The organism is Methylibium sp., assembly GCF_013817365.1.
In the GTDB taxonomy this organism is placed as follows: Bacteria; Pseudomonadota; Gammaproteobacteria; order Burkholderiales; family Burkholderiaceae_C; genus Methylibium.
On the sequence record NZ_JACDCU010000076.1, the window covers coordinates 1 to 12029 of the forward strand.

A 12029-nucleotide genomic window follows, 5' to 3' on the forward strand; every position below is an offset into this window, starting at 1 on the left:
GGTTCAAGGAATCGCCAGGGCCGGCGCGACGAAGGGCTCGTCGTCTCGCAGCAGCCGGTAGCCGGGGATATTCTCCCTCAGCGCTCCCAGCGGGTTGGAGCCCAGGCGAGAGAGCCCCACCAACTCGAGCTGGAACATCAAGCGCGTGGTCGCCTCACTGCGCCCGGTGGACAGCCGCTCGGCCACCACGCGGCCGATCCAGCAGCCGGAGTCGTACTCGAAGCCGACCAGCGAGTCCGTGATGCGCGAATCGCGGCGGCTGTAGTTGAGGCGCCCGACGGTATACCAAGCGCCGACGCAGCCGCTGGTCTGAACGGCCCGCGGCGGCACGCCGCCCAGGACTTCGCGCGCCTGGCTCTCGCGCACCAGGGCGGAAGCTGCCTGCTGGCGCGCCGCGTCGTTGATCGGCCACTGCCAGCCGACTTCGACCTGCTCGCTGGCATTGCGCGTGTAGCGGTAGGTCGCGCCGATGGTGCGAAACGGCCCGGGAGAGTAGCGTGCGCCGACGATCGAGCGCGCCGTCCGGTCGGTTTCCGAGTTGTATTGCACCGTGGCGTCGAGCCACCAGCCGGGCACCAGGTTGGTGGCGCCCAGCAGGAGGAGGTCGGAAAAGCGGTTGGTGATCGGCTCGCCGTCGGGTGTGATGCGCTGGGTGCGCAGCAGCATGCGCTGCGCAATGCCCAGGCGCAGCGCTTCGGCTCCGGTCTGGCGGTCGAGAAAGCGCGTGGTCAGGCCGGCAGTGAGCTGGTTCGCATCCGACACGCGGTCGACGCCGGAGAAAACGTTGTCCGAGTAGATCGAGGTGAAATTGAAGTCGTTGGCAGCGCTGTCGAAATTGGGCAGGTCGGATTGATCGCGATACGGCGTGTTCACGTAGAACAGCCGCGGCTCGAGCGTTTGCGTGAGGTCGCGACCGAAGGCGGCTGTCGGGCGCTCGAACACCCAGGCGCTGTCGAGCGACAGGCTGGGAATGGTGCGCGACGCACTGCCGCGCTCTCCCGGCGCGACGCCCTCTCGCGCCGGCGCGATGTCGTAGGCCGCACTGTTGAGCGACACGCGCGGCGTGATGGTCCAGCCCGGCACGCCCAGCGGCCAAAAGGGCCGCGCCAGCGTGCCGAGCCCGTGCAGACGGGCACCGGTCACGAGCGTCGGGTCGTCGTTGGTGAAGCGGTTGGCCTCGGTTTCCCAGCGCCATTCGAAGCCCGCCGCCGCGCCGCGCTGGCGTAGGCCGACCTGCGGCTCGCGCTGGTAGGGAGCGACGATGAAAGCGTCGGGCTCGCGCTCCTGCAGCACCTGCCAATGCTGAATCTGCGCATAGGCGACGGTGTCGCCGTAAGCGCTGTCGATTCGGCGCGTGGCGTAGGCGCTCGAGGGCAGCAGACGAGGTGTGAGGCTGGGCAGCCGGCTGGAAAAATCCTTCCAGTAGTCGTCGTCCGAGGCGCGTTGTACCTGCGCGCCGTAGTCGACGGCGCCGACCCGCAGCCCGCTCCAGCGCGCTTGATGCTCCAGGTTGAGCGACCAGCGTGAACGGTTCGCGACCTGGTCGTCAGGCAGCATGAAGACCTGCGCGGCACCTTGATAGCGCGGCTCGAGATAGCGGAACTCGGTGTCGAGTGCGGCGCCGCGCCGGCTCATCACCGAGGGCATCAGGGTCGCGTCGCGGTTGGGGGCGATGTTCCAGTAGTAAGGCACCGAAAGTTCGAGGCCGCTCTTGCTGTCCAGCCCGATGCTCGGCGGCAGCCAGCCCGACTTGCGCGAATCGGACAGCGGAAAGCTCAAGGTCGGAGCGGCCAGGATCGGCACGCCGTAAAAGCGCAGCACCGCACCTTCGGCCACGCCGGTGTCGGCGGCGGTGTCGAGCGTGACGCGGTCCGTGCTGAGAATCCACGCTGGATCGGGCGCGGGGCAGCTCGTGTAGGTGGCGCCGGTGGCGACGCCGCGGTACTCGTCCAAAAATTCGAAGCGCTCGGCGCTGCCGCCGGCCTGGGTGCGCCCGAAGTAGTAGCTGGGCGACACGAAGTAGCCTTCGAAGCGCTGCACCCCGATCTCGACTTCCGGGCCGCTGAAGGTGTTGCCGTTGCGGGTGATCTCGACGTTGCCCGTAGCACGCGCCGTGTCGGTGGGCACCTGGTACTCAACCCGATCGGCCTTCAGCAACAGCGGCCCGCGACGAAAAACCACGTCGCCTTCTGCCACCGATTCGCGTTCCGGACGCCCGTACAGGCGGTCGGCCTCGATCACCACAGGCTCGTCGTCTTCGGCGCTCCCGCTCGGCAGCAGGCGCAAGCCGCTGCCGGTGCCCGGCCGCAGGCCCGGGCCTTCGATCTCGGGGCTGCCTTGTCCCCAAGCGGTGCCAACGCACACGGCCAGCGCCGCGATAGCGGCGGCGCGGTGCAACACGGGTCGGCCGTGCCGAAGACGACGGGCAGCGCAGGCGGCGACGGACAACAGCGAGGAAGGCAAGGAAGAAGGCTGTTGCAAGGGGCTGCGCAGCAGCCGCTGTGGCGGAACACCGCTGCGCCGGCAGGCGGATGCGATTTGTAGAATCGATTATTCCACGCGCCTCCTCGCTCACGAACGCGGTCTTGCGTTTCGCACCGCCCGCACGGTTCCCTTCCCGCCTTTTCGACCGCACGCCGCGGTCCCTGCCGTGACTGCATCCTCCTTCTCCTTGCACTGGACCGATACAGAGCGCGAAAGCGCCTTCACATCCTGGCTCGCGGCCTTGCCCGACGAGCTCGGCCTCGATGCCAGCAGCCTGCGCATAGCCAGCGCCGACGCGAGCTTTCGACGCTACCTTCGGCTGGACAGCACTCACGGCCCACGCATCGTCATGGATGCGCCCCCCGCGCACGAAGCCTGCGAGCCGTTCGTGAAGATCGCGGCGCTGCTGCGCTCCGGCGGCCTTGACGCCCCCGAGGTACTGCACTGGGACCGTGAGCACGGTTTCATGCTGCTCGGCGACCTGGGCAACACCACCTTCCTGACGGCGCTGGCCGGACGCGACGCGCGCGCGGCCGCGCCGCTCTACCTCGCCGCAATCGACGCCCTGGTAGAACTGCAGCGCATCGGCAGCGTCGAAGCCCGGGCCGCCGGCGTGGCCGACTACAGCCGCGCGCTGCTGCGGCGCGAACTCGATCTTTTCCCCGATTGGTACATCGCGCAGCACTGCGGCCACACCGCGAGCGACGCCGAACGCGCTCAGCTCGAACACGTCTTCGAGCTCATCCTCGACGCCTGCACTGCGCAGCCGGGCGTGCTGGTGCACCGTGACTACCACTCGCGCAATCTGATGCTCAGCGCCGGCGAAGGCGCCGCCCCCGGCATCCTGGACTTCCAGGACGCCGTGTGGGGCCCTGTCACTTACGACCTCGCCTCGCTGCTGCGCGACGCCTACATCGAGTGGGACGAGGACGTGCAGATCGACTGGGCCGTGCGCTACTGGGAGCGCGCGCGCCAAGCCGGTTTGCCGGTCGATGCGGACTTCGGCGCGTTCTGGCGCGACTTTGAATGGATGGGGCTGCAGCGCCATCTCAAAGTGCTGGGTATCTTCGCGCGCCTGTCGCACCGCGACGGCAAGCACGGCTATCTGCGTGACCTGCCGCTGGTGTGGCGCTACGCACACCGCGTGGCGAGCCGCTACGCCGGCCTGCAGCCACTCGCCCGCTTGCTCGAAGACTTGACAGGCGCCGAGCGCCGGACCGGCTACAGGTTCTGAAGCGCTGGCGTAGACGCGGGAGCGAGCGCAGGCGCCTCGGCCACCTGCGTCTCGCAACCGGCAGAGAGCAGCCAAGGATCGCGGTCCTCGCCGCCGAAGGTCTCGATCAGGAAATCGACGAAGGCGCGGGTGCGCACCGGAATGTGCCGGCGCGTCGGCATCGCTGCATAGAGCATCACCGTGAACACCGTCCACTCGGGCAGCAGGCGCACCAGCGCGCCTTCCAGCAAGGCCTCTTCGACCACGAAGCTGGGCAAGCCGGCAATACCGAGCCCGGCCAGCGCCGCTGCATAGTGACTATCAACATGGTGGGTGTGCAAGGCCGAGGGTTGCGGCACCACGCGGAAAATTTCAGTCGGCTCGCGGCCGGCGCTGCGCCGGAAGGTCAGTTCGCGGGGCCTTGCGGCACCGGCCGGCAGTAGCGCAACGTGGCTGCCGAGCTCGCGCGGGTGCCCCGGCACCTCGCGGCGCAGCAGATACTCCGGCGCCGCACAAAGAATCCCTTCCGAGCGCGCCAGACGGCGCGCAACGAACTCGCCCTGCAGCGCGGAATCATCGACCATCAGGATCGTGACGTTCTGGCTTTCATCGACCGCCTGCACCGCGCCGGGCACCGTGAGCTCGAGCGACACCTTCGGGAAGCATGCATGGAAGCGCGGCAGGTGCTTGGCGATCTGGTGCACCGCGAAAGCCGGCGGCGCCAGCACCCTCACAACGCCGCGCGGTTCGCGCCCGGCGCTGCTGGCCAGCGCCTCGGCTTCATCGACCTGCATGAGGATCTGCCGGGCCTTCTCGAGATAGGCCTCGCCGATGTCGGTGAGCGCCAGACGGCGCGTGGTGCGGTTGATCAGGCGCGCGTCCAGGTGGTCTTCGAGTTCGGCAATGTGCCGGGTCACCGCGGCGGGCGACAGGCGCAGCACGGTCGCCGCGCCATTGAAGCTGCCGGCTTCGATGACGGCCGCAAACACGCGCATCGCTCGCAATTGATCCATGGCCGCGATGATGCCGCGAACCAGCCGCGGCGCGCGGGCTGCGGCACTCGGGCACACTGCCCGCCTCGCCCTTGACCGCCCGCCACCGTGCCCGCTTTACCGCGCTTTCACGTCGATCTGCCGCTCGCGGCCGGCCTGGAGGCTGCGCTGCCGGCCGCCGCAGCACGCCACGTGCAGGTGCTGCGGCTGCAGCCGGGCGATGCGGTCCGGCTCTTCGATGGCGGCGGTTCCGACTGGTCGGCCGAGCTGCTGCACATCGGCCGCAGCGTCGTGCAGGTGCGTGTCGGTGCGCCGCAGGCGGTGGATTGCGAACTGCCCATGGCAGTCACCCTGGCGGTCGGCATGCCGGCCAACGAGCGCATGGACTGGTTGATCGAGAAAGCCACGGAGCTCGGCGTGGCCGAAATCCAGCCGCTGGTGTGCGAGCGCTCGGTGCTGCGCCTGAGCGGCGAGCGAGCCGGCCGCAAGCTGGCGCACTGGCAGGGCGTGGCGAGTGCCGCCGCCGAGCAATGCGGCCGGGCACGGCTGCCGACGCTGCAGCCGGTGCGCTCACTGGGCGAATGGCTGGCCGGACCGGCGGCTGCGCCGACGAGTGCGCGCTTCGTTCTCAGCTTGGCCGGAGGCACGCAGCCCATCGCCGAGGCGCTCTGCCCCGCCGTGCGCACGGGCTCGGCGCTGGTGTTCCTGAGCGGACCCGAAGGCGGGCTCAGCCCCGGGGAAGAAGCGGCTGCGCGAGGTGCCGGTCTGCAGCCCGTGACGCTGGGCCGGCGCGTGCTGCGCGCCGAGACGGCGCCGCTGGCGGTGCTGGCTGCGCTGGCGGCGCTGTGCGCGTGAACCGCTACGCCCCTGAGCGCAAGGCCCTGACTTCCGCGACGCGCCATCCTCCGCACGCAAGCGGAGCGGCATCCGCCGCCGACCTGGGCTGCTCAAAGAGATTAGCCAGTCGTCCGCCTCGATGGGAGCACGGCGGCTCCAAACGGACAAGGCCCGCACGCAGCGGGCCTTTGTCAGCGAGGAGAAGGAGCGTTTACTTCTTGCGGAATCTGCGCAGCGCCGCGATCTGCGCCGCCATCGCCGCGAACTCGCCTTGCGCCTTTGCGAAGTCGATGTCGCTCTTGGCGTTCTTCATCGCGTCCTCGGCCAGCTTCTTGGCCTCGCCGGCCTTGGCTTCGTCGAGATCCTTGCCGCGAATGGCGGTGTCGGCCAGCACGGTCACCGATCCCGGCTGCACCTCGAGGATGCCACCGGCGACGAACACGAACTCTTCCTCGCCCGTGTCGGCGCGCTCGATGCGCACGGCGCCCGGCCGGATACGGGTGATGAGCGGCGTGTGGCGCGGCAGGATGCCGAGCTCGCCGTTCTCGCCCGGCAGGGCGACGAACTTCGCCTCGCCGGAGAAGATGGACTCCTCGGCGGAGACGACGTCGACTTTGAGGGTGGCCATGCGCGCCCCTTATTGAATCTTCTTGGCCTTCTCGAAGGCCTCGTCGATGGTGCCGACCATGTAGAAGGCCTGCTCGGGCAGCGAATCGCACTCGCCCGCGACGATCATCTTGAAGCCGCGGATGGTTTCCTTCAGGGACACGTACTTGCCCGGCGAGCCGGTGAAGACCTCGGCGACGTGGAAGGGCTGCGACAGGAAGCGCTGGATCTTGCGCGCACGCGCCACGGCCAGCTTGTCTTCCGGGCTGAGCTCGTCCATGCCCAGGATGGCGATGATGTCGCGGAGTTCCTTGTAGCGCTGCAGCGTGTTCTGCACGGCACGCGCGGTCTGGTAGTGCTCGTCGCCGACCACGTTCGGGTCGAGCTGTCGGCTGGTCGAGTCAAGCGGGTCCACGGCGGGGTAGATGCCGAGCGAGGCGATGTCGCGCGAGAGCACCACGGTGGAGTCCAGGTGCGCGAAGGTCGTGGCGGGCGAGGGGTCGGTCAGGTCGTCCGCCGGCACGTACACGGCCTGGATCGAGGTGATCGAGCCGACCTTGGTGGACGTGATGCGCTCCTGCAGGCGGCCCATCTCCTCGGCCAGCGTCGGCTGGTAGCCCACCGCCGAGGGCATGCGGCCGAGCAGCGCCGACACTTCCGTGCCGGCCAGTGTGAAGCGGTAGATGTTGTCGACGAAGAACAGCACGTCGCGGCCTTCGTCGCGGAAGGACTCGGCGATGGTCAGGCCGGTCAGCGCCACGCGCAGGCGGTTGCCCGGCGGCTCGTTCATCTGGCCGTAGACCATCGCGACCTTGGACTCGCCCAGATTCTCGAGGTTGACGACGCCCGACTCCGCCATCTCGTGATAGAAGTCGTTGCCTTCGCGGGTGCGCTCGCCCACGCCGGCGAACACCGACAGGCCAGAGTGCGCCTTCGCGATGTTGTTAATGAGCTCCATCATGTTGACGGTCTTGCCGACGCCGGCGCCACCGAACAGGCCGACCTTGCCGCCCTTGGCGAAGGGGCAGATCAGGTCGATCACCTTGATGCCGGTTTCCAGCAACTCCTGCGACGGCGAGAGCTCGTCGTACGCCGGCGGCTTGCGGTGAATGGAGGCGGTGAGCTCCTGCCCGACCGGGCCGCGCTCGTCGATCGGCGCGCCCAGCACGTCCATGATGCGGCCCAGCGTGGCCTTGCCCACCGGCACCGAGATCGGCTTGCCGGTGTTGCTGATGACCATGCCACGGCGCAGGCCGTCCGACGATCCCAGCGCAATGGTGCGCACCACGCCGTCGCCGAGCTGCTGCTGCACTTCGAGCGTGAGGGCCGAGCCTTCCATCTTGAGGGCGTCATACACCTTGGGCATCGCGTTGCGCGGGAACTCCACGTCCACCACCGCACCGATGCACTGCACGATCTTGCCTTCAGCGGTTTGCATGTTCATCGCCATCTTGATTTCCTTCGAGTCGATTCTTGAGTTCAGACCGCTGCGGCGCCCGCCACGATCTCGGACAGTTCCTTGGTGATCGCGGCTTGGCGGGTCTTGTTGTAGACCAGCTTGAGCTCGGCGATCACGGTGCCGGCGTTGTCGGTGGCGGACTTCATCGCCACCATGCGGGCCGACTGCTCGGAAGCGATGTTCTCGGCGACCGCCTGGTAGATCAGCGCCTCGGTGTAGCGCACCAGCAGCTCGTCGATCACCGTGGCCGCATCGGGCTCGTAGATGTAGTCCCAGCTGTGGTTCGCGCTGCCCGGCGTGGGCGCATCGGCCGTCATGGCCTCGGCCGACAGCGGCAGGAGCTGCTGCACCATGGGCTCCTGCTTCATCGTGTTGATGAAACGCGTATAGCACAGGTACACGGCGGAGAGGCGGCCTTCGGCATACGCGTCGAGCAACACCTTCACCGGGCCGATCAGCTTGTCGAGCGAAGGCTTGTCACCGAGCTGGGTGGCGTGCGAAACCACCTTCGCGCCGATGCGGTTCAGGAAGCCCAGGCCCTTGTTGCCGATCGCCACCGCTTCCGACTTGACGCCCTGGCCCTCCAGCTCACGGAGCTTGGCGGTCACCGCGCGCAGCACGTTGGTGTTCAAGCCGCCGCACAGGCCCTTGTCGGTCGTCACCACGATGAAACCGGCGGTCTTCGCGCCCTCGCTCTTCACGAGGAAGGGGTGCCTGTACTCGGGGTTGGCCTGCGACAGGTTGGCCGCCATGTTGCGGATCTTGTCGCTGTAGGGCCGGGCCGCGCGCATGCGGTCCTGCGCCTTGCGCATCTTGGCGGCGGCGACCATCTCCATGGCCTTGGTGATCTTCTTGGTGTTCTCGACACTCTTGATCTTGCCGCGTATTTCCTTGCCGACTGCCATGAGCGTGTTCCTTGGTTTGTGGGTCTGGCCGCGTCAGGCGAAGGACTTCTTGAACGAGGCGCAGGCGGCGTCGAGCTGGGCTTCGGCGTCCTTGTCCATCGCCTTGTCGGCCTCGAGCTTGGCCAGCAACGGCGCGTGGCTGGTCTTCAGGAACTGGTGCAGGCCCGATTCGAAGGCCAGCACCTGCTTGACCTCTATGCCGTCCATGTAGCCCTTGTTCGCCGCGAACAGCGAAGCGGCCATCAGGCTGATCGGCAGCGGCGAATACTGCGCCTGCTTGAGCAACTCGGTCACGCGCGCGCCCCGGTCCAGTTGCTTGCGGGTGGCTTCGTCGAGGTCCGAGGCGAACTGCGCGAAGGCCGCCAGTTCACGGTACTGCGCGAGGTCGGTGCGGATGCCGCCCGAGAGGTTCTTGACCAGCTTGGTCTGCGCCGCGCCGCCAACCCGCGACACGGAAATGCCGGCGTTGATGGCGGGGCGAATGCCGGCGTTGAACAGCGAGGTCTCGAGGAAGATCTGGCCGTCGGTGATGGAGATGACGTTGGTCGGCACGAAGGCAGACACGTCGCCGGCCTGTGTTTCGATGATCGGCAGCGCGGTCAGCGAGCCGGTCTTGCCCTTCACTTCGCCCTTGGTGAACTTCTCGACGTAGTCGGCGTTCACGCGGGCGGCGCGCTCGAGCAGGCGCGAGTGGAGATAGAACACGTCGCCCGGATACGCTTCCCGACCCGGCGGGCGGCGCAGCAGCAGGGAGACCTGGCGATAGGCGACGGCCTGCTTGGACAGGTCGTCATAGATGATCAGCGCGTCCTGGCCGCGGTCGCGGAAGTACTCGCCCATGGTGCAGCCGGAATAGGCCGACACGTACTGCATCGCGGCGGAGTCCGAGGCGGGAGCCGCCACGACGATGGTGTAGTCCATCGCGCCGTGCTGTTCCAGCGCGCGCACCACGTTCTTGATCGACGACGCCTTCTGGCCAATGGCGACATAGACGCAGGTCATGTTCTGACCCTTCTGGTTGATGATCGCGTCGATCGCCACCGCCGTCTTGCCGGTCTGGCGGTCGCCGATGATCAGCTCGCGCTGGCCGCGACCGACCGGCACCATCGAGTCGATCGACTTCAAGCCCGACTGCATCGGCTGGCTCACGCTCTGGCGCGCGATCACGCCGGGGGCGACCTTCTCGATCACGTCGGTCATCTTGGCGTTGATCGGGCCCTTGCCGTCGATCGGCTGGCCGAGCGCGTTGACCACGCGGCCGATCAGCTCCGGGCCGACCGGCACTTCCAGAATGCGGCCGGTGCACTTGACCGTGTCGCCTTCGGAGATGTGCTCGTACTCGCCCAGGATCACCGAGCCGACCGAGTCGCGCTCGAGGTTGAGGGCCAGGCCGAAGGTTGGCGTGCCGTCCTTGGTGGCCGGGAATTCGAGCATCTCGCCTTGCATCGCGTCCGACAGGCCATGCACGCGCACGATGCCGTCGGTGACCGACACCACGGTGCCCTGGTTGCGGATGTCGGCGCTGGCGCCCAGGCCCTCGATGCGGCTCTTGATCAGTTCGGAAATTTCAGCGGGATTGAGTTGCATTGCTTGCTCCGTTCCTAAGGCCGAGGCCTGCAGGGTGAGGACGTTCGCCGGCGATCAAGCCGTGAGCGCCGCTTTCATTTGTTCCAGACGCGCCTTGACCGAGGTGTCGAGCACCTCGTCGCCGACCACGACACGGATGCCGCCGATCAGCGCCGGCTCGACTTCGACACGCGCATTGAGCATGCGGCCGAAGCGCTTTTCCAGCGCGCCGAGCACCGAATCCATCTGCGCAGCGTCGATGGGAAACGCGCTGTACACCGTGGCGTCCGACACGCCCGAGCGCTCGTTCACCAGGGCCCGGAACTGCAGCGCGATCTCCGGCAAGGCGGCCAGCCGGCCGTTGTCGATGACGGTGGCGAGCAGGTTGCGCACGCTGTCGGCGAGCGGCGCCTTGACGACACCGGCAATGACGTCGAAGACTTCCTGTGCATTCGCCTTCGGACGGTCGGCGAAGCTGCGCAGCTGAGGGTCGGCCGCCGTGGCAGCCACCGCGTCGAGCTGTTCGACGGCCGGCTTCAGGTCGCCCTGACTGGCCACCTGGAACAGCGCTTCGGCGTACGGACGGGCGATCGTTGCGAGCTCAGCCATGGTCTAGAGCTCGACCTTGAGGCGGTTCAGGAGGTCGGCGTGCACGCCGGCGTCGACTTCCCTGCGCAGGATCTGCTCGGCGCCCTTGACGGCAAGTGCCGCAACCTGGTCGCGCAATACCTCGCGCGCCTTCATCGACTCCTGCTCGGCCTCGGCGCGCGCCGCGGCGACGATCTTGGCGCCCTCCTCGCTGGCGCGGCCCTTGGCTTCCTCCACCATCGACTGCGCCATGCGCTCGGCATCGGCCAGGCGCTGCGCGGTCTCGGTGCGAGCGGCCGACAACTGCTCCTCGACGCGCTTGTTGGCGACCTGCAGATCGGCCTTGGCCTTGTCGGCGGCCGACAGGCCTTCGGAGATCTTTTGCGCACGCTCGTCGAGCGCCTTCACGATGGGCGGCCACACGAATTTCATCGTGAACCAGACCAGCAGAAGGAACACGATCAACTGCGCGATCAGCGTAGCGTTGATGCTCACGTTGTTGCCTCGATAACGATGGGAAAGATGCCTGCGATGCGCAATCCGCGGCGGCTCACGTCGGCAGGTTGGCGATCTGCGCGAGGAAGGGGTTGGCCGTGGCGAACCACAGCGCGATGCCGGTGCCGATGATGAAGGCGGCGTCGATCAGGCCGGCCAGCAGGAACATCTTGGTCTGCAGCTCGTTCATCAGCTCGGGCTGGCGGGCGGCCGCTTCGAGGTACTTGCTGCCCATGATGCCGATGCCGATACAGGCGCCGAGGGCGCCCAGACCGATGATCAGGCCGGCGGCGAGCGCGACAAAGCTAATGACTTCCATGGTGTCTCCTACTTGAGGTTGCAAAGAAAAAAAACGAAAAACGAAACGTCAGTGCGTGTCGTGAGCCTGACCGATATAAACCAGCGTGAGCATCATGAACACGAAGGCCTGCAGGGTGATGATCAGGATGTGGAACACCGCCCACACCCAGCCTGCAACGATGTGCCCGAGGAACAGGGCGATGCCCGTTCCGGTGAGCGCGAACGCGCCACCCATCAGCGCGATGAGCATGAAGATCAGCTCGCCGGCGTACATGTTGCCGAACAGCCGCATGCCGTGCGAGACGGTCTTGGCGACGAACTCGATGATCTGCATCAGGAAGTTCACCGGCCAAAGAAACCAGTTGTTGCCGAAGGGTGCCGTGAACAGTTCGTGCGCCCAGCCGGCGGCGCCCTTGATCTTGACGTTATAGAACAGGCACACCAGCAGCACGCCGATCGACAGGCCCATCGTGATCGACAGGTCGGCGGTCGGCACCACGCGCAGATAGTCGGGCGCGCCCACGGCCGGGCCGGCGACGTGCCATAAGGCCGGCAGCAGATCGACCGGCAGCAGGTCCATCGCG

12 protein-coding genes are annotated in these 12029 nt (G+C 67.4%); 2 read left to right on the plus strand and 10 right to left on the minus strand.

What is annotated here, in order from left to right; genetic code table 11:
* Positions 1–3: 3 nt before the first annotated feature.
* Positions 4–2400, minus strand: coding sequence for an LPS-assembly protein LptD (locus H0W38_RS07045; protein ID WP_292452412.1), 2397 nt, complete (start codon positions 2398–2400; stop codon positions 4–6).
* Between the two features lie 325 nt (positions 2401–2725).
* Here H0W38_RS07045 and H0W38_RS07050 point away from each other — a divergent pair, with 325 nt between their 5' ends.
* Complete coding sequence (locus H0W38_RS07050) at positions 2726–3718, plus strand: phosphotransferase (RefSeq protein WP_292452430.1); 993 nt, start codon at positions 2726–2728, stop codon at positions 3716–3718.
* Here the strand turns inward: H0W38_RS07050 and H0W38_RS07055 are convergent.
* Positions 3706–4710, minus strand: a complete 1005-nt coding sequence (locus tag H0W38_RS07055) for a LysR family transcriptional regulator (RefSeq protein WP_292452414.1) — start codon at positions 4708–4710, stop codon at positions 3706–3708. The genes H0W38_RS07050 and H0W38_RS07055 overlap by 13 nt on opposite strands.
* 87 nt (positions 4711–4797) lie before the next feature.
* Here H0W38_RS07055 and H0W38_RS07060 point away from each other — a divergent pair, with 87 nt between their 5' ends.
* Entirely contained in the window at positions 4798–5544 is a 747-nt protein-coding gene (locus H0W38_RS07060) for a 16S rRNA (uracil(1498)-N(3))-methyltransferase (RefSeq protein WP_292452416.1), read from the plus strand.
* A gap of 193 nt (positions 5545–5737) precedes the next feature.
* On the opposite strand, the gene H0W38_RS07065 is transcribed toward H0W38_RS07060, so the two are convergent.
* From H0W38_RS07065 to H0W38_RS07100, 8 genes are all read right to left on the minus strand, one after another.
* Positions 5738–6154, minus strand: coding sequence for a F0F1 ATP synthase subunit epsilon (locus H0W38_RS07065; protein WP_292452418.1), 417 nt, complete (start codon positions 6152–6154; stop codon positions 5738–5740).
* 9 nt (positions 6155–6163) lie between these two features.
* Positions 6164–7570 (minus strand): F0F1 ATP synthase subunit beta, encoded by a 1407-nt coding sequence (atpD, locus tag H0W38_RS07070; RefSeq protein WP_292452433.1) that lies wholly within the window; start codon positions 7568–7570, stop codon positions 6164–6166.
* A gap of 41 nt (positions 7571–7611) precedes the next feature.
* The gene (atpG, locus tag H0W38_RS07075) at positions 7612–8496 is read right to left on the minus strand and encodes a F0F1 ATP synthase subunit gamma (protein ID WP_292452420.1); all 885 of its coding nucleotides are present in this window, start codon (positions 8494–8496) and stop codon (positions 7612–7614) included.
* Between the two features lie 33 nt (positions 8497–8529).
* A complete protein-coding gene (gene atpA, locus H0W38_RS07080; RefSeq protein WP_292452422.1) occupies positions 8530–10083 on the minus strand; it encodes a F0F1 ATP synthase subunit alpha in 1554 nt (517 codons plus the stop codon).
* A gap of 54 nt (positions 10084–10137) precedes the next feature.
* Positions 10138–10671: a F0F1 ATP synthase subunit delta gene (locus H0W38_RS07085; protein ID WP_292452424.1), complete on the minus strand. Its 534-nt coding sequence runs from the start codon at positions 10669–10671 to the stop codon at positions 10138–10140.
* Between the two features lie 3 nt (positions 10672–10674).
* Positions 10675–11145 (minus strand): F0F1 ATP synthase subunit B, encoded by a 471-nt coding sequence (locus H0W38_RS07090; protein WP_292452426.1) that lies wholly within the window; start codon positions 11143–11145, stop codon positions 10675–10677.
* A gap of 55 nt (positions 11146–11200) precedes the next feature.
* A complete protein-coding gene (gene atpE, locus H0W38_RS07095; RefSeq protein ID WP_292447501.1) occupies positions 11201–11464 on the minus strand; it encodes a F0F1 ATP synthase subunit C in 264 nt (87 codons plus the stop codon).
* A 48-nt stretch (positions 11465–11512) separates the two neighbouring features.
* Positions 11513–12029, minus strand: a 517-nt coding sequence (locus tag H0W38_RS07100) for a F0F1 ATP synthase subunit A (protein WP_292452428.1), incomplete at its 5' end; no start/stop codon positions are given.

Coding starts and splice junctions, on each gene's coding strand:
- H0W38_RS07085 (WP_292452424.1), bottom strand. CDS start 10,671: ATGGCTGAGCTCGCAACGATCGCCCGTCCGTACGCCGAAGCGCTGTTC.
- atpA (WP_292452422.1), bottom strand. CDS start 10,083: ATGCAACTCAATCCCGCTGAAATTTCCGAACTGATCAAGAGCCGCATC.
- atpE (WP_292447501.1), bottom strand. CDS start 11,464: ATGGAAGTCATTAGCTTTGTCGCGCTCGCCGCCGGCCTGATCATCGGT.
- atpD (WP_292452433.1), bottom strand. CDS start 7,570: ATGCAAACCGCTGAAGGCAAGATCGTGCAGTGCATCGGTGCGGTGGTG.
- H0W38_RS07065 (WP_292452418.1), bottom strand. CDS start 6,154: ATGGCCACCCTCAAAGTCGACGTCGTCTCCGCCGAGGAGTCCATCTTC.
- atpG (WP_292452420.1), bottom strand. CDS start 8,496: ATGGCAGTCGGCAAGGAAATACGCGGCAAGATCAAGAGTGTCGAGAAC.
- H0W38_RS07055 (WP_292452414.1), bottom strand. CDS start 4,710: ATGGATCAATTGCGAGCGATGCGCGTGTTTGCGGCCGTCATCGAAGCC.